At 73.5% G+C, this 24309-nt stretch carries 21 protein-coding genes; 7 read left to right on the top strand and 14 right to left on the bottom strand.

The features are described 5' to 3' along the window. Positions 1-38: 38 nt before the first annotated feature. Together IR158_RS17485 and IR158_RS17480 are read right to left on the bottom strand one after the other, a co-directional pair. The gene (locus tag IR158_RS17485) at positions 39-1187 is read right to left on the bottom strand and encodes a glutamate--cysteine ligase (RefSeq protein WP_291815214.1); all 1149 of its coding nucleotides are present in this window, start codon (positions 1185-1187) and stop codon (positions 39-41) included. Continuing rightward, on the bottom strand, positions 1187-2389 hold the full coding sequence (locus IR158_RS17480) for a class I SAM-dependent methyltransferase (protein WP_291815211.1): 1203 nt from the start codon (positions 2387-2389) through the stop codon (positions 1187-1189). Before IR158_RS17480 ends, IR158_RS17485 begins: the two co-directional genes overlap by 1 nt. 240 nt (positions 2390-2629) lie before the next feature. Here IR158_RS17480 and groES point away from each other — a divergent pair, with 240 nt between their 5' ends. Beyond that, positions 2630-2923, top strand: a complete 294-nt coding sequence (gene groES, locus IR158_RS17475) for a co-chaperone GroES (RefSeq protein WP_227576084.1) — start codon at positions 2630-2632, stop codon at positions 2921-2923. A gap of 86 nt (positions 2924-3009) precedes the next feature. Here groES and IR158_RS17470 read toward each other — a convergent pair whose 3' ends face one another. Then, positions 3010-3306, bottom strand: a complete 297-nt coding sequence (locus IR158_RS17470; protein WP_191782459.1) for a WhiB family transcriptional regulator — start codon at positions 3304-3306, stop codon at positions 3010-3012. A 259-nt stretch (positions 3307-3565) separates the two neighbouring features. On the opposite strand from IR158_RS17470, the gene IR158_RS17465 reads away from it, so the two are divergent. From IR158_RS17465 to IR158_RS17450, 4 genes are all read left to right on the top strand, one after another. Beyond that, on the top strand, positions 3566-4567 hold the full coding sequence (locus IR158_RS17465; RefSeq protein ID WP_291815206.1) for a MerR family transcriptional regulator: 1002 nt from the start codon (positions 3566-3568) through the stop codon (positions 4565-4567). 194 nt (positions 4568-4761) lie between these two features. Beyond that, on the top strand, positions 4762-5436 hold the full coding sequence (locus IR158_RS17460) for a response regulator transcription factor (protein WP_291815204.1): 675 nt from the start codon (positions 4762-4764) through the stop codon (positions 5434-5436). 42 nt (positions 5437-5478) lie between these two features. Beyond that, positions 5479-7002, top strand: coding sequence for an IMP dehydrogenase (gene guaB / locus IR158_RS17455; RefSeq protein ID WP_291815202.1), 1524 nt, complete (start codon positions 5479-5481; stop codon positions 7000-7002). 57 nt (positions 7003-7059) lie between these two features. Beyond that, entirely contained in the window at positions 7060-8184 is a 1125-nt protein-coding gene (locus IR158_RS17450) for a GuaB3 family IMP dehydrogenase-related protein (protein ID WP_291815199.1), read from the top strand. Positions 8185-8214: 30 nt separating this feature from the next. On the opposite strand, the gene IR158_RS17445 is transcribed toward IR158_RS17450, so the two are convergent. The 8 genes from IR158_RS17445 to IR158_RS17410 all read right to left on the bottom strand — a co-directional run bounded on the left by IR158_RS17445 (position 8215) and on the right by IR158_RS17410 (position 15435). Continuing rightward, a complete protein-coding gene (locus tag IR158_RS17445; RefSeq protein ID WP_291815246.1) occupies positions 8215-9018 on the bottom strand; it encodes an ABC transporter ATP-binding protein in 804 nt (267 codons plus the stop codon). Between the two features lie 71 nt (positions 9019-9089). Next, on the bottom strand, positions 9090-10142 hold the full coding sequence (locus tag IR158_RS17440) for an iron chelate uptake ABC transporter family permease subunit (protein WP_291815196.1): 1053 nt from the start codon (positions 10140-10142) through the stop codon (positions 9090-9092). After that, positions 10139-11194 carry an iron ABC transporter permease gene (locus IR158_RS17435; RefSeq protein WP_291815193.1) on the bottom strand — a complete coding sequence of 352 codons (1056 nt, stop codon included), beginning with the start codon at positions 11192-11194 and terminating at the stop codon, positions 10139-10141. Before IR158_RS17435 ends, IR158_RS17440 begins: the two co-directional genes overlap by 4 nt. Further along, positions 11191-12249 carry an iron-siderophore ABC transporter substrate-binding protein gene (locus tag IR158_RS17430; protein WP_291815192.1) on the bottom strand — a complete coding sequence of 353 codons (1059 nt, stop codon included), beginning with the start codon at positions 12247-12249 and terminating at the stop codon, positions 11191-11193. Before IR158_RS17430 ends, IR158_RS17435 begins: the two co-directional genes overlap by 4 nt. Positions 12250-12382: 133 nt before the next feature. Beyond that, a complete protein-coding gene (locus tag IR158_RS17425; protein ID WP_291815191.1) occupies positions 12383-13207 on the bottom strand; it encodes an ABC transporter permease in 825 nt (274 codons plus the stop codon). Further along, entirely contained in the window at positions 13207-13971 is a 765-nt protein-coding gene (locus tag IR158_RS17420) for an ATP-binding cassette domain-containing protein (RefSeq protein ID WP_291815188.1), read from the bottom strand. Before IR158_RS17420 ends, IR158_RS17425 begins: the two co-directional genes overlap by 1 nt. Positions 13972-14013: 42 nt before the next feature. Then, on the bottom strand, positions 14014-14856 hold the full coding sequence (locus IR158_RS17415; protein WP_291815185.1) for a DUF4097 family beta strand repeat-containing protein: 843 nt from the start codon (positions 14854-14856) through the stop codon (positions 14014-14016). Positions 14857-14913: 57 nt separating this feature from the next. After that, entirely contained in the window at positions 14914-15435 is a 522-nt protein-coding gene (locus IR158_RS17410) for a histidine kinase (RefSeq protein ID WP_291815183.1), read from the bottom strand. Positions 15436-15580: 145 nt separating this feature from the next. On the opposite strand from IR158_RS17410, the gene IR158_RS17405 reads away from it, so the two are divergent. Beyond that, positions 15581-17194, top strand: a complete 1614-nt coding sequence (locus IR158_RS17405; protein WP_291815180.1) for a succinic semialdehyde dehydrogenase — start codon at positions 15581-15583, stop codon at positions 17192-17194. Positions 17195-17269: 75 nt separating this feature from the next. Here the strand turns inward: IR158_RS17405 and IR158_RS17400 are convergent, their stop codons facing one another. The 3 genes from IR158_RS17400 to IR158_RS17390 all read right to left on the bottom strand — a co-directional run bounded on the left by IR158_RS17400 (position 17270) and on the right by IR158_RS17390 (position 23246). Continuing rightward, on the bottom strand, positions 17270-18490 hold the full coding sequence (locus tag IR158_RS17400; protein WP_291815178.1) for an acetate kinase: 1221 nt from the start codon (positions 18488-18490) through the stop codon (positions 17270-17272). Then, complete coding sequence (pta, locus tag IR158_RS17395; RefSeq protein WP_291815177.1) at positions 18487-20601, bottom strand: phosphate acetyltransferase; 2115 nt, start codon at positions 20599-20601, stop codon at positions 18487-18489. Before pta ends, IR158_RS17400 begins: the two co-directional genes overlap by 4 nt. Before the next feature lie 92 nt (positions 20602-20693). Then, positions 20694-23246 (bottom strand): phosphoketolase, encoded by a 2553-nt coding sequence (locus IR158_RS17390; RefSeq protein WP_291815174.1) that lies wholly within the window; start codon positions 23244-23246, stop codon positions 20694-20696. A gap of 222 nt (positions 23247-23468) precedes the next feature. On the opposite strand from IR158_RS17390, the gene IR158_RS17385 reads away from it, so the two are divergent. Further along, complete coding sequence (locus IR158_RS17385) at positions 23469-24296, top strand: SURF1 family protein (RefSeq protein WP_291815171.1); 828 nt, start codon at positions 23469-23471, stop codon at positions 24294-24296. The last annotated feature ends 13 nt before the right edge of the window (positions 24297-24309 follow it).

The following is a 24309-nucleotide window of genomic DNA, read 5'->3' as shown; positions in this document are numbered from 1 at the left end:
GGTCCACGGACGACCGTGCCTGGCTCGGGTGGCCCTGCCTAGAGCGGGCGGCCCGCGGCGAGCTCGGCCACCAGCGCACGCACCACGGGCTCCAGCTCACCCGCGTTGCGTCGCGCGACCGCGCGCTGCCGCTGGTACGACGCCCCTCGCCGCAGGATCGTGCGGACCTGGTCCAGCTCGGCCTCGCAGCCCAGGCGCTCGGCCACCGGGGCGAGCACGCCGAGCCACCGGCTCACGGAGTCGGTGACGAGCTCCTCGTCACCTGCGTCGTTCGTGATGACGATCGCGTCCATGCCGTAGCGCGCCGAGCGCCACTTGTTCTCCTGGACGAACCACGGAGGCATCGTCGGCAGCGGTTCGTCCGCGTCGATCATGGAGGAGAAGTGCTCGACGAGACAGTGCGTGAACGCGCTGATGGCGGTGACCTCGAGCAGGTTCGCCGCGCCGTCCGCGATGCGCATCTCGAGGGTGCCGAAGCGCGGCGACGGCCGGATGTCCCAGCGGACCTCGTTGACCTGGTCGATCACCCCGGTGTGCATCATGTCGCCCACGTACTGCTCGAGCTCCTCCCACCGCTCGAACTGGGGGGGCAGGCCTGCGGTCGGCAGCTGCTGGAACAGCAGCGCGCGGTTCGACGCGTAGCCGGTGTCCTTGCCGCCCCAGAACGGTGACGACGCCGACAGGGACTGGATGTGCGGGAAGACCGTGAGCATCGCGCGGCTCAGCGGCAGCACCTTGTCCCGGTCCTCGACGCCCACGTGGACGTGCACGCCGTAGATGAGCATCTGACGCCCCCACCACTGGGTGCGGTCGATCAGCGTCGCGTAGCGCTGCTTGTCGGTGACGCGCTGCGTCGCCCAGTTGGCGAACGGGTGCGTGCCCGCGCCCATGAGCTCGATGCGCAGCGGTCGGGCCGCGGCCGCGACCTCGTCGAGCGCGCGCTGCAGGTCGGCACCGGCCTCGCCGACCGTCCGGCACTTGCCGGAGGAGAGCTCGACCGTGTTGAGCAGCAGCTCGGGGGTGATGTGGGGGTGGTCGGTGCCGTCGGCGGGCTGCACGGCCTCGAAGATCGCCTGCGCCGCCTGCCGCAGGTCGCCGGAGTCGGCGTCGACGAGCGCCACCTCCCACTCGATGCCCACGGTCGAGCGCTCGGAGCGGGCGAAGGGCAGCGCGACGGGGGCTGCCATCAGACGGGCTCCACGACGAGCACCCGCTGCTGCCCGGCGACACGCGTGAGCACGACCGTGCCCTCGGCGCTGCCGCGCAGGTCGAGCTGCCGGCGCAGCGTCTCCGGCACGACCGCCGTGCCGCGCTTCTTGATGGTGAGCCGCCCGACGTCCCGCTCGCGCAGGTACGTGCGCAGCCGCTTGAGCCCGAACGGCAGGTCGTCCAGGACGCGGTACGCGGTCGCGAGCGGCTGCCAGGCGGCGCGGTCGGCCAGGGCGTCGGAGGTCACGTAGGCGATCGTGGGGTCGATGAGCCGGCCGCGCACGCGGTACGCGATCGTCCCGACGAGACCGGCGCGGATGACGGCCCCGTCGGGCTCGTACAGGTACCCGCCGACGGGGCCGACGGGCGGCGCGTCGTCGTCACCGTCGGGGTCGGCGCGCAGGGCGTGCGCACGGCCGTCACGCAGGACCAGGGCCGAGCGGCCGGGCCCGTCGGGTGCCAGCGGCCCGAACCACAGGCCGAGCTCCACGACCTCGCCCGCGGACGACACCCACTGCGCCTCGGCGTCGTGCGGCAGGTCGCGGTGCGCGATGCCGGGTCCCAGCTTCAGCCCGAGGGCGGGGACCGTCCCGCGCACGGCGAGGACCGCGTCGAGCGGCGGGGAGTAGGCCCGGGGGTCGAACACGCGTCGGCCGGTGCCCGTGCGGCGCGCCGGGTCGGCGTACACGCCGTCGACGCCCTCGGCCGCCAGGTCGAGCGCGAGCCCGTCTCCCATGCGGACCTCGACCTCGGGGAACGCGCGCAGGTTGACCGTCGCCAGCGCGGCGGTCGTCTCGTCGACGTCGGTGGCGAGCACGCGGATGCCGATGCCGGCCATCGCGAGCGCGTCGGCTCCCAGCCCGCACGTCAGGTCGGCCACGTAGGTGCACCCGGCGTCGCGGTAGCGCCGTGCGTGGTGCGCGGCGACCTCGAGGCGCGTCGCCTGCTCGAGGCCCGCGACCGTGAACAGCATGCCCTCGGCGAAGTCACCGAGCTTGCCGCGCGCCTTGGCGCGCAACCGGGACTGGGTGAGCGCGGCGGACACCAGGGCAGGGTCGAGCCCGTCCTTCTGCAGCCGTTCGGCGAGCGGCAGCGCGAGCCGCTCGTCGTACGGAGGTAGTGCCTGGAGCAGTGCCCAGCCGTCGGGACTGAGCAGCTTGACCAGTGCGGCGTCGTCCACACGCCAACCTTCGCACGTCACCGGCCGTCGGTCCCACCCGCGGCGTCCAGGAGGTGGGCGCTCATGAGGGCGGATTCTGGCACTCGGGTTGACCGAGTGCTAACGCCTTCCTAGAGTGAGGAACTGGCACTCTCCTGGTGAGGGTGCCAACCGCTCCCGTGGCCCCGGCTCCCGCGACGACGGTGCGACGGTGCGGCGCAGACTCCTGAACTACTCACACATGCGAAGGGGAGGTCCGCTGTGTCGGTCTCCATCAAGCCCCTCGAGGACCGCATCGTCGTCAAGGCCCTCGAGGCCGAGACGACGACCGCGTCGGGTCTCGTCATCCCGGACAGCGCCAAGGAGAAGCCCCAGGAGGGCGAGGTCCTGGCGGTGGGCCCGGGTCGGATCGACGACAAGGGCAACCGCGTGCCGCTGGACGTGGCCGTGGGCGACAAGGTCATCTACTCGAAGTACGGCGGCACCGAGGTGAAGTACGCGGGTGAGGAGTACCTCATCCTCTCGGCCCGCGACATCCTCGCGGTCGTCGCCTGACGACAGCTCGACCGACCGGGGACCCGTCCCCGGCACGACGAAGGCCCCCTCCCGCGGGAGGGGGCCTTCGTCGTTGCCGTCCAGGATCAGGCGGTGACGCGGCGGCCGGCGCGCTCGGCGAGGACCGCGGCGCGCTCCTCCTCCGACAACCCGCCCCACACGCCGTACGGCTCGCGCACGGCCAGCGACTGCTCGCGGCACTCCTTGAGCACCGGGCACGTCGCGCAGATGGCCTTCGCCGCCTCCGCGCGCCGGCGCCGGGCCGAGCCGCGCTCCCCCTCGGGGTGGAAGAAGAGGTCCTGGTCCGCATCGCGGCAGGCGCCGTCGAACTGCCACTCCCACAGGTCCATCACCGGTCCGGGGAGACGCGAGATCTCGGCCATGTGTTCCTCCTTGGCTCCTGCGCGGTCGTCCTGCGGCGCGGGGCCGGGACGAAAGTCGGTGGCCGACGCGGTTCCCCGTGTCGACGTGACGCCACGCTACAACCGCGTCAGAAGTTGTTCAAGGCCCACCTTGTGGCGCGATCGAGTGAAACGGTGCGTGGCGCGATTTGGACGCAGGTGCAGGACGCCCGTCCGCCTTGCAGGTCCCGGTCCGGCGCGGGCTCGGGGGATCGCGCCACGCGGCTGGCACAATCGCTTCATGGTCCCCGCAGCAGACGAGCCCCCGGCTGGTCCCGCGCTGACCGTCGCCGCCGTCGCGCGCCGCCTCGGTGTCGCGCCGGCGACGCTGCGGACCTGGGACCGGCGCTACGGGCTGGGGCCCTCCGAGCACTCCGCCGGTGCGCACCGTCGCTACACGGCCCAGGACGTCGAGCGGCTCATGGTGATGCGCCGGCTCACCATCGACGGTGTCGCGCCCGCCGAGGCCGCGCGGCTCGCGCTGTCCTCCGACGTGCACGGTGTCGCCACGCCGCCCGCGCCCACCGCCGGCAGCGACGACCTCACCGGCAGGCTCCCCGTCCCGGGCGGGGGCGCAGCGTCGCCGGGCGCGTCCGGCCCGTCCCTCCCGGGTGGTCCGGCCGGAGCCGCCGCCCGCGTCGCCGCGCTCGTCGACGCCGCGCTCACCGGCCGTGCCGACCGCTGCGCCGCGCTGCTCGACCCCGCGGGGCTCGACCTCACGCGGTGGTGGGTCGACCGCGTGCAGCCGGCGCTGGCGGCGCTCGCGCGGCGGACCGTCGTCGAGCGCCCGGGTGTCGACGCTCGCGAGACGCTCGTCGGCGCGGTGCTCGGTGCGCTGCGGGCGCGCACCGCGGCGCCCCCGCCCACCGGCGCTCCCGTGGTCCTGCTCCTGCCGGTGCCGGGGGAGCCGCGGTCCGTCGTCGCGCACGTGCTGGCGGCCGCGCTGGTGGACGGCGGCGTCGACGCGCGGCTCGTCGCCGGCCCCGTCTCCACGCGGCACGCGGGCGAGCTGGCGCTCATGACGCGCGCCCGGGCCGTCGTGACCCTGTCGGAGTCCGCGACCCCGGACCTGTCGGTCGTGGCGCGCCTCGCGCAGGAACGCACCGACCTCCCGCAGTTCGTCATGGTGCCCGATGCCGCCGAGGAGCGTGTCCCCCTCGACCGCTCGGTGCACCGGTCCCGCACGATCCCGGGGCTCGTCCACGAGGCGCTGGCGGCCGTCACGCAGTCTGCATCCCTGTGACCGCTGTCATCCCCTCACGGTTGCGTGACCCGTTCGCGTGACGCCATTGCACGCGCCAGCCCGCAACCGTGAGGAAACGGCGCGTTCGACACTCGACCGTCGGTGCGGAGGGCTAACGTGACGCACCGGTAACGCCGATGCAGGCATGGACCGTGCACGCATGTGGTGACGGGATCGGCGCGAGGAGGAACCCCATGGCTGGAGTCGTGGTTTGCCACGGCTCGGCGACCGTTCGTGAGCGGCTCGTCGTGACATCGATCGGTGTGCCGTCGCTGGCGCCCGTCCGCGCTGCAGCGACGGCCGACGAGCTGCTGGCGCTCGCGCGCCGCATCGCGCCCACCGTCGTCCTGCTCGACGCCCACCTACCGGGTGCGGGCCCCGCCGAGGCGATCCGACGGCTGCGTTCCGTCGCGCCGTCTGCCGCGATCGTGCTGCTCGCCGGTCCCGACGACGGGGAGGCCCTCGATCGCGCGCTCGCGCTCGGTGCGCGTGGCTTCCTGGCCCCCGACGTGGGCCGCGCCGAGCTCGCCGCCGTGGCCGCGCACGTGCAGGCCAGTCCCGTCTCGTCCGGGCCGCCGGGGGTGCCGGCGGTGCCGCACCCGGCCTCGCCGCTGCAGGAGACGCACGTGTCGCGCGCCGACGCCGGTGTCGCACCGCGCCAGGGCGAGCCCAACCCCGTGCTGACCAAGCGCGAGATCGAGGTGCTCGTCGGCATGAGCCACGGGCGCTCCAACGCGCAGATCGGGCAGGAGCTGTTCCTCTCGGAGGACACGGTCAAGACGCACGCCCGCCGCCTGTTCCGCAAGCTCGGGGCGTCGGACCGGGCCCAGGCCGTCGCCATCGGGCTGCGGCGCGGGATCATCGACTGAGCGGGAGTCCCGGCGCCGCCGTCCGCCCCGTATCCTGAGGTGATGACGGCGCCCGATTCCTCCACGTCACCCGCGGACCCGTTCGCCCGGGTCGGTCTCACCTACGACGACGTCCTGCTGCTGCCGGGCGAGACGGACGTGATCCCGTCCGAGGTCGACACGACCTCGCAGCTGACGCGCGAGATCACCGTGCGCGTCCCCCTGGTCTCGGCGGCCATGGACACGGTCACCGAGTCCCGCATGGCCGTCGCCATGGCGCGTCAGGGCGGCGTCGGCATCCTGCACCGCAACCTGTCGATCGCCGACCAGGCGCACCAGGTCGACGTGGTCAAGCGCTCCGAGTCCGGCATGGTCTCCGACCCCGTGACCGTCGGACCCGACGCGACGCTGGCGGAGCTCGACGCGCTGTGCGGCACGTACCGCGTGTCGGGCCTGCCCGTCGTCGACGACGACCGCCGGCTCGTGGGCATCATCACCAACCGCGACCTGCGCTTCGTGCCCGCCGCGGAGTTCGCCACGCGGCGCGTGCGCGACGAGATGACCTCGATGCCGCTCATCACCGCTCCGGTCGGCATCGCACGCGCCGACGCGGCGGCGCTGCTCGCCAAGCACAAGGTCGAGAAGCTCCCGCTCGTCGACGACCAGGGCAGGCTCGCCGGCCTCATCACCGTCAAGGACTTCGTCAAGACCGAGCAGTACCCGCAGTCCACCAAGGACGCCGACGGGCGCCTGGTCGTCGGTGCCGCGATCGGGTTCTTCGGCGACGCGTGGGAGCGTGCGACCGCGCTCGTCGAGGCGGGTGTCGACGTGCTCGTCGTCGACACCGCCAACGGGCACGCCCGCCTCATGCTGGACATGGTCCGGCGCCTGAAGTCGGACCCGGCGACGCGTCACGTCCAGGTCATCGGCGGGAACGTCGCGACGCGCGCCGGCGCCCAGGCGCTGGTCGACTCCGGCGTCGACGCCGTCAAGGTCGGGGTCGGGCCCGGGTCGATCTGCACGACGCGGGTCGTGGCCGGCGTCGGTGTGCCGCAGGTGACCGCGATCCACGACGCGTCGCAGGTGTGCCGCCCGGCCGGTGTGCCGGTCATCGGTGACGGCGGCCTGCAGTACTCGGGCGACATCGCCAAGGCGCTCGTCGCGGGTGCCGACACCGTCATGCTGGGGTCGCTGCTCGCGGGCTGCGACGAGTCGCCCGGCGACCTGGTGTTCGTCAACGGCAAGCAGTTCAAGCACTACCGCGGCATGGGCTCCCTCGGGGCGATGGCGTCGCGCGGGCGGGTGTCGTACTCCAAGGACCGGTACTTCCAGGCCGACGTGACGACCGACGAGAAGATCGTCCCCGAGGGCATCGAGGGGCAGGTGCCGTACCGCGGGCCGTTGTCGGCAGTGGCGCACCAGCTGGTCGGCGGGCTGCACCAGTCGATGTTCTACGTCGGCGCGCACACGATCCCCCAGCTGCAGGAGCGCGGCCAGTTCATCCGGATCACGCCGGCGGGCCTCAAGGAGTCCCACCCGCACGACATCCAGATGACGGTCGAGGCGCCCAACTACACGGGCCGCTGAGACGCGCGGCACACGGCGCGCGCAGGGCCACCCTGCGCACGCCGGTAGGCTCGTCGGGTGACCAGCGACATCGAGATCGGTAGGGGCAAGCGAGGACGCCGGGCGTACTCCTTCGACGACATCGCGGTGGTGCCGTCGCGCCGCACGCGTGACCCGGAGGAGGTCTCGGTCGGCTGGCAGATCGACGCCTACCACTTCGACCTGCCCGTGCTCGCGGCACCCATGGACTCGGTGATGAGCCCCGCGTCCGCCGTCGCGCTGGGACGCGCCGGTGGTCTCGGTGTCCTCGACCTCGAGGGTCTGTGGACGCGCTACGACGACCCCACCGGGCTGCTCGAGGAGATCGCCGCGCTCGACGCGCCGCGCGCGACCGCCCGCATGCAGGAGATCTACGCCGCCCCGATCCGCCCCGAGCTGATCCGTGCCCGGCTGCAGGAGATCCGCGACGCGGGGGTCGTCGTCGCGGGGGCCCTGAGCCCGCAGCGCACGCAGGAGCACTGGCGCACGGTCGTCGACGCGGGCGTCGACGTGTTCCTCATCCGCGGCACCACCGTGTCGGCCGAGCACGTGTCCGGGCGCGCCGAGCCGCTGAACCTCAAGCGCTTCATCTACGAGCTCGACGTCCCCGTGATCGTCGGCGGCGCGTCGACGTACACCGCGGCGCTGCACCTCATGCGCACGGGTGCAGCCGGCGTCCTCGTCGGGTTCGGCGGGGGAGCGGCGCACACCACGCGCGTGTCCCTCGGCATCCACGCGCCCATGGCGACGGCCGTCGCCGACGTGGCCGCAGCCCGCCGCGACTACCTCGACGAGTCGGGCGGCCGGTACGTGCACGTCATCGCCGACGGCGGCGTCGGGCGCTCGGGCGACCTGGTCAAGGCGGTCGCGTGCGGCGCGGACGCGGTCATGCTGGGTGCGGCGCTGGCGCGCGCGACCGACGCCCCGGGCCGGGGGTTCCACTGGGGCCCCGAGGCGCACCACCCCCAGCTGCCGCGCGGTGAGCGCGTCGAGGTGGGCACGGTCGGCACCCTCGAGCAGATCCTGTTCGGGCCGGGTCACACGGCCGACGGCACGCTCAACCTCATCGGTGCGCTGCGCCGGGCGATGGCCACCACGGGGTACTCGGACCTCAAGGAGTTCCAGCGGATCGAGGTCGTCGTCTCGCCGTACCAGCCGCACTGACGGCGAGGGTCGACGCCCGCGCCGTGGTGGTCACGGTGCGGGCACGGCCACCGGCAGCTCGGTGGGCGCGGCCGACGGGCCGTGCCCGAACCTGCGGACGGTCGCCGCAGACGCGTGGTGCCGGCCCAGGGGCAGCACCAGCGGAGAGCCCGTGACGGGGTCCGGCACGACGCGCGAGGCCATGCCGAAGACGTCCTGCACCATCTGCTCGGTCACGATGTCCGAGGGGTCACCCTGCGCGTAGAGCCGTCCGTCGGTGAGTGCGACGAGGTGGTCGGCGTACCGCGCGGCGAGGTTGAGGTCGTGCAGGACCATGACGATCGTCGTGCCGCGGTCGCGGTTGAGGTCGACGAGGAGGTCGAGCACGTCGACCTGGTGGGCGACGTCGAGGAACGTCGTCGGCTCGTCGAGGAGCAGCACGTCGGTCTGCTGCGCGAGGGCCATCGCGATCCACACGCGCTGGCGCTGACCGCCGGACAGCTCGTCGACCGACCGGTCCGCGAGGTCGAGGATGTCCGTGGCGACGAGCGCCTGCTCGACGACCTCGTCGTCCTGCGTCGTCCAGCGCCGGAACCAGCCCTGGTGCGGGTACCGGCCGCGCCCGACGAGGTCGGCCACGGCGATGCCCTCGGGACACACGGGCGCCTGCGGCAGCAGCCCGAGCACCGTCGCGACGTCGCGCGACCTCATGGTGTCGATCGGTGTGCCGTCGAGCAGGACGGCACCGGTGCGCGCGGGCAGCAGGCGCGCCATCGCCCGCAGCAGCGTGGACTTGCCGCAGCCGTTGGCGCCGACGATCGCGGTGACCGCGCCGGGCTCGATCTCGAGGGTCATGTCGTGCACGACCACCCGGTCGTCGTACCCGACGGTGATTCCCTCGACCGCGAGGGTGTGCACGGGGTCCGTCACAGGGAGCCTCCGGATCGGTTGGTCCTGGCCAGCAGCCAGAGCAGGTAGGGCGCGCCCAGGACGCCGGTGACGACGCCGACGGGGAAGCGGTGCACGAGCAGGTGCTGCCCGACGAGGTCGGCCACCAGGACGAGGAGGGCGCCGACCAGCGCGGCGGGCACGAGGAGGGCACCCGTGCCACGCACCAGGCGGTGGGCGATCGGCCCCGACAGGAAGGCGACGAAGGCGATGGGCCCGGTCGCCGCGGTCGCGACGGCGATCACGGCGACGGCGACGAGCAGCAGCGCGAGCCGTGAGCGGTCCGGTGACACCCCGAGCCCGGCGGCGGCGTCGTCGCCGAGCTCCAGCGCGGGCAGCCGCCGTGCCAGGACCAGCAGGACCGGGACCAGGATCGCGAGGGCGACGGCGAGGGGGCCGACCCCGGGCCAGAACGCGGAGTTGAGGGAGCCGGTCAGCCACCGCAGCGCCTCGTTCGCGTCGTAGATGCCCGCCCGGGTCATCGCGTAGCCGATGACGGAGTCGAGCATCGCGCCGACGGCGATGCCGATGAGGACGAGCCGGGCCCCCTGCACGCCGCTGCGCCACGACAGCGCGTAGATCGTGGCGGCGACGGCGAGCCCGGCGACGACGGCCACGACGGACAGGGCCGCGCCGGACAGGCCGAACATCGTGATCGCCACGACGGCGGCCGCGCTGGACCCGGCGCTCACGCCGATGATGTCGGGGCTCGCCAGGGGGTTGCGCAGCATCGTCTGGAACACGACGCCGCCCATGCCGAACGCGACGCCGACGAGGATCCCGGTCAGCACGCGCGGTGCACGCAGCACCCCGACGTTGAACGACGCGCCGGGCACCTGCTCGCCGAGCAGCACGCGCAGCACCTCGGACGGTGCGTACGACCGCTGGCCGACGCACAGCGCGACGACGGCGACGGCGACGACCGCCAGGACGAGCACGACCAGCACGGTGCGGTGCCGGCGCGCACGGACGCGGCGACCGTGGGCGACGACGCTGCCGGCGGGGCGGTCCGCCGCCAGGACGGCGGTCACAGCGCCGCCACCTTGTGCCGTCGGATGATGGCGATGAAGACGGGGGCGCCGAGCACGGCGGTGACGATGCCGACCTCGATCTCCTGCGGTCGGGCCACGACGCGCCCGACGACGTCGGCGGCCAGCAGGAGCGCCGCACCGAGCGCGGCGGAGGCGGGCAGCAGCCAGCGGTGGCTCGGGCCGGTGAACGTGCGGGCCAGGTGCGGGATGACCAGGCCGACGAACCCGATGGGTCCGGCGACGGCCACCGCGGTGCCGCACAGCAGCACGGCGGCGGCACCACCGACGGCGCGGATCGCGCCCACGCGCTGACCCAGCCCGACGGCGACGTCGTCGCCCAGCGCGATGGCGTCCATGCCGCGCGCGCACCCCACGGCGAGGACGGCACCCACGGCGAGGAACGGCAGGACCTGCGCGATCTCGGCGAACGAGGCCCGCCCCAGGGAACCGACCTGCCAGAAGCGGAAGGTGTCGAGCACGTCGGTGCGCGAGAGCAGCACCATGGACACGCCCGAGCCGAGCGCGGCCGTCGTCGCGGCCCCGGCGAGCGCGAGCTTGAGCGGGGTCGCGCCCTCACGTCCGAGGGACCCGATCGCGTACACGACGACGGAGGCGAGCGCGGCCCCGAGGAACGCCATCCACACGTACTGCGTGAGCGTGGACATGCCCAGCAGCATGATCCCCAGGACCACGGCGAGCGACGCCCCGGAGCTGATGCCCAGGAGTGCGGGGTCGGCCAGCGGGTTGCGCGTCAGCCCCTGCAGCACCGCACCGCCGACGCCGAGCGCGGCACCGACGAGCAGCCCGAGGAGCGTGCGGGCGACGCGGGACCGCACGGCGGCCTGCGCGATGTCGTTGGTGTCGGGGTGCAGCACGCCGGCGAGGACGTCGGACCAGCCCACGACGCGGGCCCCGAACGCGAGGGACGCCACGGCGGCCAGCAGGACCGCGAGGCCGCACGCGGCCATGCCCAGCACGCGCCGACGGCGCAGGGACGCCGGGCGCACCGCGAGGGGTGTGCCCGGCGTCCCTGCCGTGGCGGTGAGTGTCATCCGACCTGGGCGGCCGCGGCCTGGAACAGGTCGAGGTACGCGTCGAGCGCCCACGGCACCGACAGGATGGTCGGGCCGGACGTGGCCGAGGCCAGCGGGTCGGCGTCCGGGACCACGACGACCGAGCCGCGCGCGACGGCCGGGATCTTGTTGAGCAGCGGGTCGGCCTGCATCGTCGCCAGGGTGGTGTCGTCGCCGTAGGTGACGAGCACGTCGGCGTCCGCGAGGGTGTCGGCCTGCTCGGCGGCCAGGTTCACGAAGAACTGGTCCGTGTCGCCGGCGAGCTCGACCACCGAGGGCGCGGTCGTCATGCCCAGGTCGTCGAGGAGCTGCACGCGCGCGTCGAGCGGCGTGTACACCCCGATCGTGCTCGGGTCGGCCGGGTCGACCCACGTGTACGCGACGGTCTTGCCCTCGATGTCGGGGCGCTCCGCGAGCGCGTCGTCGATCTGTGCCAGGACGTCGTCGACGAGCTGCTGCGCCTCGGCCTTGCGCCCGAGCGCCTCGCCGTTGATGAGCGCCATGTCCTTCCAGTTGGTGCCCCAGGCGTACTCGGGGAACGACACGGTCGGCGCGATCTGCGACAGCGTCGAGAAGTCGTCCTCGGTGAGCCCGGAGTACGCCGCGAGCACCACGTCGGGCGCCGTGTTGTTGACGTCCTCGAACGGGATCCCGTCGGTCTCGTCGAACAGCACCGGCAGGTCGTCACCCGTCGCGTCGAGCGCCTCGAGCGCCTCGTACGTCCAGGGGTGCACGCCGTCGTCGTCGTTGTCGCCGTAGGTCGCCTTCGGGAACCCGACCGGCACGATGCCCAGCGCGAGCGGCACGTCGTGGTTGCCCCAGTTGACGGTGGCGACCGCCGTGGGCTCCTCGTCGATCGTGGTCTCGCCGAACGTGCTCGTGATCGTCACGGGGAAGGCGGCCGAGGCGGTGTCGGACGTCGCGTCGTCGGTCGGCTCGGTGCCACCGTCGGCGGCGCAGGCGGCGAGCAGGAGCGAGGCGGCCGTCGCGGCGACCAGCGGTCGCCAGACACGGCGGGAGGGCGCAGTGCGCATGATGTCCTTCGCAGAGGTTCGCTGTCGTCGTGGGGCGAGACGGCCCCGACGGGCCCGCGGATGCAGGCTCTGTAGGCAAGGCTTACCTTACGGCATCGTCGCACGGCGGTCGGAGTGACGTGGGCAACATCCGTCAGCGGCGCTCCCGGCGGTAGAGGACGTGGGACCACGCGTACCCGACGGCGGCGATCGCGACGCACCAGCCGACGGAGAGGAGCGTCGTCGAGACCTCGGGAGCGGTGCCCGCGAGCAGGGAGCGCACCGTCTCGACGACGGGCGTGAACGGCTGGTGCTCGGCGAAGGCGCGCACCGGCGTCGGCAGCGTCTCCAGGGGGACGAACCCGGTGCCGAGGAACGGCAGCGCGGTCAGCAGCATCGGCGTGTTGGACGCGGTCTCCACCGACGGCGCGGCGAGCCCCATCGCGACGCACAGCCAGCTCGTCGCGAACGTGGCCAGCGCGACGAGGCCGAGGAGCGCGAGCCAGTCCAGCGCACCGGCTCCCGGGCGGAACCCGAGCGCGACGGCCAGCGCCAGCACGACGGCCACGGCGAGCACGCCCTGGACCACGGTGCCGAGGACCGGTCCGCCCAGCACCGAGCCCGGTGCGATCGCCATGGTCCGGAACCGCGCCATGATCCCGCTGTGCGCGTCCATCGCGGCGGTGATCGCGACGCTCTGCGCCGCGCCGAGGACCGCGAACAGCAGGATCGCCGGCGTGATGTAGTCGAGGTACACCGCCCGTCCGGCGGCGCCCGCCGTGACCCCCGGAGCGACGCCCGCGCCGATCGCGCCGCCGAAGACGAACACGAACAGCAGGAGCAGCAGGACGGGGATCATCACGGTGAAGCTGGTCAGGCCGGGGTAGCGCACCGCGCGCAGCAGGTTGCGTCGCAGCATCGTCAGCATGTCCGTCAGCGGGCGGGCGCCGCTGGTGGGGACGAGCGTCGCGGTGGTCATCAGGCCACCTCCTTCGAGGTCGGGGGAGCGGGGGGAGGCTCGGTCAGGCGCAGGAAGACGTCGTCGAGCGACCCGGCGTCGTGCGCCGACTTCAGCTCGTCAGGCGTGCCCTCGGCGACGATGCGGCCGCGGTCGAGCACGGCGACGCGGTCGGCCAGGTGGTCGGCCTCCTCGAGATATTGCGTGGTGAGCAGCACCGTGGTGCCGCCCGCCACCAGCGCGCGCACCTCGTCCCACAGCGTCCGTCGGCTGCGCGGGTCGAGACCCGTGGTCGGCTCGTCGAGGAACACGACCGAGGGGGACCCCACGAGCGTCATCGCGAGGTCGAGCTTGCGCCGCATGCCGCCCGACCACGTGGACACGGGCTTGCGCGCGGCATCGGTGAGGCCGAACTGCGCGAGCAGCTCGGCGACCCGCTCGCGTCCGGCGCGGCGGCCGAGGTGGTGCAGCGAGGTCATCAGCCGCAGGTTCTCGACCCCGGTGAGCAGGTCGTCGACGGCCGACACCTGCCCTGTGACGCCGATCCTGGCGCGGACCGCGTCCGCCTGGGTCACCACGTCGGCGCCGGCGACCCGGGCGGTGCCGCCGTCGAGCGCGAGCAGCGTGGACAGGATGCCCACGACCGTGGTCTTGCCGGCGCCGTTGGGGCCGAGGAGGGCCGTCACGGTGCCGGGAGCGACCGTCAGGTCGACGCCGTCGAGGACCGTCAGGTCGCCGTACGACTTGCGCAGGCCGCGGACGTCCACGGCAGGTTCGCTGGTCATGAGGTCCTCCGGGCGGGTCGGGTGCGGGCGGGACGGTGTGGCTCAGGGGCGGCGGACGAGCACGTCGCCGTACCCGGTGCCGGCGTGGACCTCGACGGTGGCGTCGCCGTCGGCCGGGCGGTCGCTCGCGGTCAGGTCGTTGCGGACGGTGCCGTGCTTCGAGGCCACGTCGAGCCAGGCGGCCGTGCCCTGCGGGACGCCGACCTCGATCGAGCCGTACGACGTCGTGAGGGTGAGCGCGCCCGACTCCACGCGCTCGATGCGGATGCCGCCGGCGGCCGCCTTGGCGGTGACGGTGCCGCGTACCGTGCCGACGACGACGTCGCCGTGCACGCCGGCGACCTGCAGCGACCCGGTGACCGCGCCGACGGAGGTGCCGCCGTTGCGGGCGTGGACCTCGCCGTCGCCCGTCAGCGCGGCGATGCGGACGCTCCCGGCGCCGGCCCGCACCCTGGCGCGGTCGGTCACGTGCCCCACGACGACCGAGCCCGCGCTCACGTCGAGGTCCAGGCGAGCGACGTCGTCGAGCCGGGCGTCGCCGCCGTTGAGCCGCAGGTCGACGGTGCCGAGCCGGCCCTCGGCGTACAGCGAGCCGGCCTTGCCGCTGAGGTCCGACCCGGTGGGGACCTCGATGGTCACGCGGGCGCCACCGGCGCTGAACGGCATCACGTACTGCCGCCACGCGGCCGGGTAGACGATCGCCACCGCGTCGCCCTGGCGCTCGACGCGCGTCTCCTCGGCGGCGCGCACGGATCCGGCCTTGGTGGCGTCGGCGGGCAGGACGGTCACGACGACGTCGTCACGGTCGCTCGCGACGACGTGCAGGTTGCCGAACGGCACGTCGACGACGACCGGGACGGGCGCGGTGGCGGGGAACGTGGGCATGCGGGGCTCCAGGAGGTCGCGGGCGGTGGTGTCGGGCGGCGGGGTGTCGGACGCTGCTCAGCGCACCCAGCCGGTGAGTCGGTTCGCGGCGCGCGGGTCGGTGCGCGGCTGCGGGGACGCGCGTCCTGCGGGGTGGTCGAGCGCGCACGCGACCGCGCGGACGAGCCAGGAGTTCACGGAGAGGCCCTCGCGCGAGGCGGCGACCTCGACCTGGGCCTTGAGGTGGTCCGGCAGGCGCAGCGTCGTGCGCGTCGTGGTGCCCTCGTCGGTCTCGGGGGCGGCGGCGTCGGCCGGTGCGGGCGCGGTGGGCGCCGGGGTCCCGGTCCGGTCCGTCGGGGTGCCGGCGTCGACCACGAACTCCGGGGCGCCGGCGCGCAGCCGCACGTCGACGGACCCGGGTGCCAGCTCGGCGGAGATCTCCCCGGCGGCAGCGGTCAGGGCGTCGAGCAGGACGAGCCGCACCGCCGCGTCCAGCGGGGCGGTGAGGCGCTGGGCGAGCCGCCGCGCGTCGTCGCCGCCGATGTCGGCCGCCGTGGCGAGCCGGTCCTGCAGGTCGTCGACATAGCGGGTCAGGTCCATGACGTCAGCATGACACCATTGTGACGTCACCACAATGTCAACGTGGCGTCAATCTCGTCGCCCGATGGTCCCGGGTCTGCCCGGCCCGGGCACCCCACGCGGCGCGCCGGGCGCCCGCCTCGCAGGCCCGGCGTAGCCTGACGCGATGGCGCACGAGCATGCCGACCTGCAGGACCCGGAGACCGACCCGCTCGCCACGTACGTGCTGGAGCCGGACGACATCCGCCCGCTCCTGGCCCGCGTCGTCGCGAGCCCTGGGCACGCGACGTCCGCGTCCATCGCCCCGTTCACCGGCGCGCCCATCGCGGCCGTCCCCCTGACCGGCGTCGACGACCTGCCGGACGCGGCCCGCCGGGCCCGCGCCGCGCAGCGTCTGTGGGCCGCGCGCCCCGTCGCCGAGCGCGCCGCGGTGCTGCTGCGGGTGCACGACCTGCTCCTCGAGCGCCAGTCCGACGTCCTCGACCTGCTGCAGGTCGAGACCGGCAAGGCGCGCACCCACGCGTGGGAGGAGCTCGGCGAGGCCGCGAACACGGCGCGCTACTACGCGCTGCGCGCGCGCCGGCTCCTGGCGCCGCGCAGCGTGCGCGCGCTGACCGGCCCGTTCGCGTCGGCGCGCGTCCTGCGTCACCCCGTCGGCGTCGTCGGCATCGTCACCCCCTGGAACTACCCGCTCTCGCTCGGGCTGGGGGACTCGCTGACCGCGCTCGTCGCCGGCAACGCGGTGCTGCTGCGTGCGGACCCGCAGACCGCCCTCACGCTCCTGTGGTGCGCCGAGCTGCTCGAGGACGCCGGCCTGCCGGAGGACCTCCTGCAGGTCGTGGTCGGCGGACCGGACGTCGGGATGGCCCTGCTGGAGCACGTCGCCCACGCCGGGTTCACCGGTTCGACCCGGTCGGGCCGGGTGTTCGCGGGGCGCGCGGGTGAGCTCGGGGTCCCGGTCACCCTCGAGCTCGGCGGCAAGAACGCGATGTACGTCGCGGCGGACGTCGACGTCGAGGCCGCCGCCGAGGGCGCGGTGCGCGCCTGCTTCGGGTCGGCGGGCCAGCTGTGCGCGAGCATCGAGCGGATCTACGTGCACGAGCAGGTGCGGGAGGCCTTCCTGGCCGCGCTCGTGCGCCGCACGGCCGCGCTGCGCCTGGGCCCGGGCCTCGACTACCGCTCCGACATGGGCTCGCTCGTCGGTCCCGCGCAGCTCGCGCGCGTCGTCGAGCACGTGGAGGACGCCGTGGGGCACGGCGCGACCGTCCTCGTGGGTGGCGAGCAGCGGCCCGACCTGGGCCCGTACTTCTACGAGCCGACGGTGCTGGCCGACGTGCCGCCACCGGCCCGGGCCTACCGCGAGGAGACGTTCGGGCCCGTCGTCGCCGTGTACCCGGTGGCGTCCGACGACGAGGCGGTCGCCGCCATGAACGACTCCGAGCTGGGCCTCGTGGCCGGCGTGTGGACGCGCTCGTCGGCGCGGGGGGCGGTGCTCGCGGCGCGGGTGCGGGCCGGTGCGGTGGTCGTCAACGACACGCACCATCTGCTGTGGGGGAGCGTCGGCGCGCCGATCGGCGGTGTCGGCGCGTCGGGGTACGGGCGCCGCCACGGGCGCGAGGGCCTGTGGGAGACGACGTGGACGCAGGCGGTGGTGGCCCAGCACGGTGTCCACACCGGGCGCGGGCTCGGCATGCGCCAGGTCCACGAGCTCGGCACCGAGGTCTGGCCGCGCGTGCTCACCCGCCTCCTGCAGCTCGAGCGCAGCCTCCGCCTGCCCTGACCGGCGACGACAGCAGATCGCCCTGTCACCCCCGGGGTGCCGGGGGTGACAGGGCGATCCGTCGCGTCGTGCGGCTCAGGCGCCGACGACCTCCAGTGCCTGGCGTGCGATCGCCAGCTCCTCGTTGGTCGGCACCACCATCACCGTGACCCGCGCGCCGTCGGGCGAGATGACCGTCGGCTCCGACTTGCGGCCTGCGTTGCGCTCGAGGTCGACCTCGATCCCGAGGCCCTCGAGCCCGGTGAGCACGCCCGCACGGACGATGTCGTCGTTCTCGCCGACGCCCGCCGTGAAGGCGATGACGTCCACACGGCCGAGCACCGCGTAGTACGCGCCGATGTACTTGCGCAGGCGGTGCAGGTACACGTCGAGCGCGAGGCGCGCCCCGGCGTCACCCTGCTCGACGAGGTCGTGCAGCGCGCGGAAGTCGTTCACCCCCGACAGGCCCTTGATGCCCGAGCGGCGGTTGAGCAGGTCGTCGATCTCGTCGATGCTCATGCCCGCGTTGCGGTGCAGGTGGACGACGACGGCGGGGTCGATGTCGCCCGACCGCGTCCCCATGACCAGGCCCTCCAGCGGCGTCAGGCCCATCGACGTCTCGGCTGCGACCCCGCCGCGCACGGCGGACGCCGACGCGCCGTTGCCGAGGTGCAGCACGATCTGGTTGAGGTCCGCCAGCGGGCGGCCCACGAGCTCGGCGACCTGTCGCGAGACGTACTGGTGCGACGTGCCGTGGGCGCCGTACCGACGCACCCGGTGCGTCGCCGCCACGTCGGCGTCGATCGCGTACGTCGCCGCTGCCTCGGGCAGGTGACGGAAGAACGCGGTGTCGAAGACCACGACGTGCGGGACGTCCGGCAGCAGGGCCTGTGCGACGCGGATGCCCGTGAGGTTCGCCGGGTTGTGCAGGGGGGCCAGGGGCGCCAGCTCCTCGATGAGGCGCTCGACCTCGGCGTCGACCAGCACGGGGCCGTCGAAGAGCGCACCACCCTGCACCACGCGGTGACCGACGGCGACGACGTGCGCCGCCTCGAGGTCCGGACCGATCTCGTCGAACAGCCCGAGCACGACCCGGAGCCCCTCGGCGTGGTCCGGCACCGGCAGCTCACGACGGGTCGTCGAGCCGAGCGCGACGTGCTTGACCGACCCGACGCCCTCGCCGATCTGCTCGACGATGCCCGACGCGATGGCCTGCCCGCTGTCCGGGTCGACGAGCTGGTACTTGATGGACGACGAACCGGAGTTGATGACCAGCACGCTCGCGGCGTGCTGCTCGGACGGGGTGGACGTGCTCATCGTGCGGATTCCTCCGGTGTCGTGACGGTGCCGGTCGTGCCGGCGGTGGCGGCGTCGAGCGCCTGCGCCTGGATCGCGGTGATCGCGACGGTGTTGACGATGTCCTGCACGAGCGCGCCGCGCGACAGGTCGTTGACGGGCTTGCGCAGACCCTGCAGGACCGGGCCGATGGCCACGGCGCCCGCCGAGCGCTGCACGGCCTTGTACGTGTTGTTGCCCGTGTTGAGGTCCGGGAACACGAAGACGGTGGCGCGGCCCGCGACCGCGGAGTCCGGCATCTTCGTCTTGGCGACCGACGCGTCGACGGCGGCGTCGTACTGGATCGGGCCCTCGACGGACAGGTCGGGACGGCGCTCGCGCACCAGCCGCGTCGCCTCGCGGACCTTCTCGACGTCGGCGCCGGAACCGGACTCGCCCGTGGAGTACGAGAGCATCGCGATGAGCGGGTCGATCCCGAACTGCACGGCCGTCTCGGCCGACGAGATCGCGATGTCCGCGAGCTGCTCGGCCGTCGGGTCGGGGATCACCGCGCAGTCGGCGTACACGAGGACGCGGTCCTCGAGGCACATGAGGAAGCAGCTCGACACGCTACCCACACCAGGCGTCGTCTTGATGATCTCGAACGCCGGCTTGATGGTGTGCGCGGTCGTGTGGACCGCGCCCGACACCATGCCGTCGGCCATGCCGAGCTGCACCATGAGCGTGCCGAAGTACGACACGGACGACACGATCTCCCGCGCGCGCTCGACCGTCATGCCCTTGTGGCGGCGCAGCTCGGTGTAGACCTCCGCGAACCGCTCCAGGGTCTGGCCGTTCTTCGGGTCGATGACCTGGGCGCCGTCGAGGTCGAGGCCGAGCTCGGTCGCGCGTGCGCGGATCGCGGCCTCCTCCCCGAGGATCGTGAGGTCGGCGACCTGACGCTGCAGCAGCGTCGAGGCGGCGCGCAGGATGCGGTCGTCGTTGCCCTCCGGCAGCACGACGTGCTTGCGGTCCGAGCGCGCCCGGTCGAGCAGCGTGTACTCGAACATCAGCGGCGTGACGACGCCAGGACGCGGCACGTCGAGCGTCGCGAGCAGCTCGGCACCGTCGACGTGCTGCTCGAACAGGGCGAGCGCCGTGTCGACCTTGCGCTGCGCGTCGTGGGTCAGGCGGCCGCGCGTGGCAGCCGCGGCGCTCGCGGAGCGGAAGGTGCCGAGCGACGTGGTGATGAGGGGCAGACGCGAGCCGAGGCCCGCGACGAGGCGCTCGATCGTCGGCGCGGGCGTGAGGCCACCGTTGAGGATCAGGCCGGCGAGCGACGGGAACCCCTCGGCCTGGTGGGCCATGAGCAGGCCGAGCAGCACGTCCGCGCGGTCGCCGGGGGTGATGACGACGGCACCGTCCTGCAGCCGGTCGAGCAGGTGCTCGATCGACATGGCGCCCACCAGCACGTCGAGCACCTCGCGGCCGAGCAGCTCCTCGTCCCCGCCGGTCAGCGTGCCGCCGACCGCGTGCATGAGCTGGCGCAGCGTGGGCGCGTACAGCAGCGGCGAGTCCGGCAGCGCCCACACCGGTGCGTCACCGGCCAGCGCCTCGCGGACCGCGTCCAGCGCCGAGGGGTCGCACCGGTTGGCGATGACGGAGACGACCTGCGCGTGGTTGGCGACGATCTCAGTGCTCGCGACGTCGACCGCGTGGTGGACGTCCTCGGGCGAGCGCTTGGCGCCGTTGACGACGAGGACCACGGGGGCCGCGAGGTTCGCGGCGATGCGCGCGTTGTACGCGAGCTCCGTCGGTCCCGCGACGTCGGTGTAGTCCGTACCGACCACGACGACCGCGTCGCAGCGTCGCTCGACGTCGTGGAACCGCGACACGATGCGGGACAGCGCGGCGTCGGGATCCTCGATGACCTCGTCGTACGTCGCGCCGACGGCCTCCTCGTACGCGATGTCGACACCGTCGTGCTCGAGCAGCAGCTCGAGGACGTAGTCCCGCTCCTCCGTCGACCGTGCGACGGGTCGGAAGACGCCGACGCGCTGCACGGTGCGCGTCAGCAGGTCGACGAGACCCAGTGCGACGACGGACTTGCCCGTGTCACCCTCGGCCGACATGACATAGATCGTCCTGGCCACAGTGCTGCTCACTTCTCTGGCCCCGGTGGGGGCTCGTGGTTCTTCGGTCGCGTCCGGGCCGGTGGGCCCGGACGCGACCGCTGGCAAGGGTGCTACTCGTTGTCACCGCCGGTGTCCGCTGCCGCGGGCGACTGCCGGGGCTGCGGGCCGCCCTCCTCGGTCGCCGTCTCACCGACGTCGGGCCACACCCAGTCGCGCACCTCGGGGATGTCCTCACCGTGCTCGCGCGTGTACTGCCGGGCTCGGATGCGGGCGTCCTCCATGCGCTGCCGGAGCCCCGCGTGCGAGGCCCGCAGCCAGTGGACGTGGTCGATGACGTCGATGACCAGGTGGTACCGGTCGAGGTCGTTGAGCATCACCATGTCGAAAGGCGTCGTGGTGGTGCCCTCCTCCTTGTACCCGCGGACGTGCAGGTTGGCGTGCCCGTTGCGGCGGTACGTGAGGCGGTGGATGAGCCAAGGGTAACCGTGGTAGGCGAACACGATCGGGCGGTCGGCCGTGAAGATGGTGTCGAACTCCCGGTCCGACAGGCCGTGCGGGTGCTCCCGCGCGTCCTGCAGGCGCATGAGGTCGACGACGTTGACGACACGCACCTTGAGCTGCGGAAGCTCACGTCGCAGGATGTCCGCCGCGGCCAGGACCTCGAGCGTCGGCACGTCGCCGGCGCACGCGAGGACCACGTCGGGCTCCTCGTCCCTGGCCTCCGAACCGGCCCACTCCCAGATGCCCAGACCGCGTGTGCAGTGCGCGACGGCCTGCTCCATGGTGAGGAAGTTGGGCGCGGGCTGCTTGCCCGACACGACGACGTTGACGTACTGCCGGCTGCGCAGGCAGTGGTCGTACGTGCTCAGGAGCGTGTTGGCGTCCGGCGGCAGGTAGACCCGCACCACCTCGGCCTTCTTGTTGACCACGTGGTCGATGAACCCGGGGTCCTGGTGGCTGAAGCCGTTGTGGTCCTGCCGCCACACGTGGCTCGAGAGCAGGTAGTTCAGGCTCGCGATCGGCCGGCGCCACGGGATGTCGTTCGTGACCTTGAGCCACTTCGCGTGCTGGTTGAACATCGAGTCGACGATGTGGATGAACGCCTCGTACGACGTGAACAGGCCGTGGCGCCCGGTCAGCAGGTAGCCCTCGAGCCAGCCCTGGCACTGGTGCTCCGACAGCATCTCCATGACGCGGCCGGCCCGCTCGAGGTGGTCGTCCACCTCCGGGCCCTCGAACTCGGCGTTCCACTGCTTCGCCGTGACCTCGTACACCGCCTGCAGGCGGTTGGACGCGGTCTCGTCCGGGCCGAAGATCCGGAAGTTGTCCGGGTTGCGGCGGATGACCTCGGTGAGGTACTCGCCGAGCACGCGGGGCGCCTCCGCGAACGTCGCACCGGGTGCCGGCACGTCCTGCGCGAAGTCGCGGAAGTTCGGCAGGCGCAGGTCGCGCAGCAGCTGACCACCGTTGGCGTGCGGGTTCGCGCTCATGCGCAGGTCGCCCGCCGGTGCGAGTGCCGAGATGTCGTCGTCCACGCGGCCCGTGGCGTCGAACAGCTCGGCCGGCCGGTACGACTGCAGCCACTCCTCCAGCACTGCGAGGTGCTCGGGGGTGTCCCGGGCGTTCGCGAGCGGCACCTGGTGCGCGCGCCAGGAACCCGTCGTCTTCTTGCCGTCGATCTCCGCCGGGCCGGTCCAGCCCTTGGGCGTGCGGAAGACGATCATCGGGTACATCGGACGGGTCAGGTCACCGGTCGCGGCACGCGCCTTGATGTCGGCGATCTCGTCGAGGACCTCGTCGAGCAGGAGCGCGAACCGCCGGTGGATCGACAGCTCGTCCTCGTCGTCGAAGCCCGCGACGAACGCGTGCGGCTTGTGGCCGTACCCGCGCATGAGGTCGGCCAGCTCGTCGTCGGGGATGCGCGCCAGGATCGTCGGGTTGGCGATCTTGTAGCCGTTGAGGTGCAGGATCGGCAGGACGATGCCGTCCTGCTGCGGGTTGACGAACTTGTTCGAGTGCCAGCTCGTCGCCAGCGGGCCCGTCTCCGCCTCGCCGTCGCCGACGACGGCCGCGACGAGCAGGTGCGGGTTGTCGAACGCGGCGCCGTACGCGTGGCTCAGGGCGTAGCCGAGCTCACCGCCCTCGTGGATCGACCCGGGGGTCTCGGGCGCGACGTGCGACGGGATGCCGCCGGGGAACGAGAACTGGCGGAACAGCCGGCGCAGCCCCTCCTCGTCCTCGGTGACGTCGGAGTACACCTCCGAGTACGTGCCGTCGAGGTACGCGCTGGCCACCAGGCCGGGGCCACCGTGACCCGGACCCGTGATGTAGATCGTCGACTGCTCGCGCTCGGCAATGGCGCGGTTGAGGTGCGCGTAGAGGAAGTTCAGCCCGGGCGTGGTGCCCCAGTGGCCGAGCAGCCGCGGCTTGACGTCGTCGCGGCTCAGCGGACGGCGCAGCAGTGGGTTGTCGAGCAGGTAGATCTGGCCGACCGACAGGTAGTTGGCCGCGCGCCAGAACTTCTCGATCCGCTGGAGGGTCGCGTCGTCGACCTCGCCCCTGCCCTTGCGCCAGGCCGTGCGTGCCTCCGCCGCGGCGAAGTGCCCGGGGGCGATGGGACCGGCGCCCGGAGGGCGATCCTGGTCCGAGGTGGTGGAAGTCATGTGTCCCCTCCCGTGGGAAAGAGCTGTTCCGCTGGGTCGGCCCCCAGCCTTGCCTGAGGTCGTCGCGAGACATGGGACGTCTGGCCCACATCGCCTGTGCTCCTGACCACAGCCATACAAGCGCACATGCCACCCGGGCGCAGGGGCATGGGACAGGGCCCAGGGGTGAACCTCACGTCCCGCGCCGGCCGGGCGGGCCGGTCACGCCGGGTACCGTGAGGTGTGGTCGACACCCCCACCTCCCTGTGGCGCGCAGCGCTGCGGCCGCGCATGCTCGGCCTCCTCCTGGTCTTCCTCGCGGCCGCTGCCGTCTGCGGTCGGCTCGGCGCGTGGCAGCTCGAACGTGCGGACGTCCGGGGGGCGGCGGCGGCGGAGCGCGAGGCGGAGCGCGTGGTCTCGGCGGACCCGGAGCCGCTCGCGGAGCTGCTCGCGCCGGGCGAGACCTTCGTCGGCGACCTCGTCGCCCGCAAGGCGGTCGTGACGGGCACCTACGACGACGACGCGACGCTCCTCGTGACGGGCCGGGGTCACGACGGGCAGACCGACGGCTACCTGGTGCTGACCCCCCTGCGTGTGCCCACCTCCGACGGGACCGCGGTCCTGCCCGTGGTGCGTGGCTGGTCGTCCACCGCCGACGTCGCCGCCGCGCCTGCGGGTGACGTCGAGGTCGTCGGCTGGCTGCAGGTGGGGGAGGAGGCGGGGCGCCCCATCTCCGACGGGCGCACCGACGCGATCAGCGCGGCGCAGCTGCTGGCCGCATGGGGCGGGCCCGTCTACACCGGGTACCTCGTGGTCCAGACGAGCGACCCGGGCGACCCGGCGTCCGCGGACGGGCTCGAGCCGCTCGGTCCGCCGACGCGCGCGGGATCCGGCCTCAACATCCAGAACCTCGCCTACGCGGCGCAGTGGTGGATCTTCGGGCTGTTCGCCGTCGGGCTGTGGTGGCGGCTGGTGCGTGACGAGGCGGCGGGACGGCCGCCGCTGCCCGGCGGCCCGGAGGGGCCGCAGGACCTGGCTGCGGCGCCCGCCGACGCGCGGCACGCCGCCTGACCGGAGGGCGCCG

This window comes from Cellulomonas sp. (genome assembly GCF_015234515.1).
GTDB lineage: Bacteria > Actinomycetota > Actinomycetes > Actinomycetales > Cellulomonadaceae > Cellulomonas.
The sequence above is the reverse complement of the archived record's forward strand: the minus strand, read 5'-3'. Positions and strand labels throughout refer to the sequence as shown.

Coding starts and splice junctions, on each gene's coding strand:
- IR158_RS17390 (WP_291815174.1), bottom strand. CDS start 23,246: ATGACTTCCACCACCTCGGACCAGGATCGCCCTCCGGGCGCCGGTCCC.
- IR158_RS17420 (WP_291815188.1), bottom strand. CDS start 13,971: ATGACCAGCGAACCTGCCGTGGACGTCCGCGGCCTGCGCAAGTCGTAC.
- IR158_RS17470 (WP_191782459.1), bottom strand. CDS start 3,306: ATGGCCGAGATCTCGCGTCTCCCCGGACCGGTGATGGACCTGTGGGAG.
- IR158_RS17460 (WP_291815204.1), top strand. CDS start 4,762: ATGGCTGGAGTCGTGGTTTGCCACGGCTCGGCGACCGTTCGTGAGCGG.
- IR158_RS17465 (WP_291815206.1), top strand. CDS start 3,566: ATGGTCCCCGCAGCAGACGAGCCCCCGGCTGGTCCCGCGCTGACCGTC.
- IR158_RS17415 (WP_291815185.1), bottom strand. CDS start 14,856: ATGCCCACGTTCCCCGCCACCGCGCCCGTCCCGGTCGTCGTCGACGTG.
- IR158_RS17425 (WP_291815191.1), bottom strand. CDS start 13,207: ATGACCACCGCGACGCTCGTCCCCACCAGCGGCGCCCGCCCGCTGACG.
- IR158_RS17445 (WP_291815246.1), bottom strand. CDS start 9,018: ATGACCCTCGAGATCGAGCCCGGCGCGGTCACCGCGATCGTCGGCGCC.
- IR158_RS17485 (WP_291815214.1), bottom strand. CDS start 1,187: ATGGCAGCCCCCGTCGCGCTGCCCTTCGCCCGCTCCGAGCGCTCGACC.
- IR158_RS17405 (WP_291815180.1), top strand. CDS start 15,581: ATGGCGCACGAGCATGCCGACCTGCAGGACCCGGAGACCGACCCGCTC.
- IR158_RS17435 (WP_291815193.1), bottom strand. CDS start 11,194: ATGACACTCACCGCCACGGCAGGGACGCCGGGCACACCCCTCGCGGTG.
- IR158_RS17430 (WP_291815192.1), bottom strand. CDS start 12,249: ATGCGCACTGCGCCCTCCCGCCGTGTCTGGCGACCGCTGGTCGCCGCG.
- guaB (WP_291815202.1), top strand. CDS start 5,479: ATGACGGCGCCCGATTCCTCCACGTCACCCGCGGACCCGTTCGCCCGG.
- IR158_RS17410 (WP_291815183.1), bottom strand. CDS start 15,435: ATGGACCTGACCCGCTATGTCGACGACCTGCAGGACCGGCTCGCCACG.
- IR158_RS17400 (WP_291815178.1), bottom strand. CDS start 18,490: ATGAGCACGTCCACCCCGTCCGAGCAGCACGCCGCGAGCGTGCTGGTC.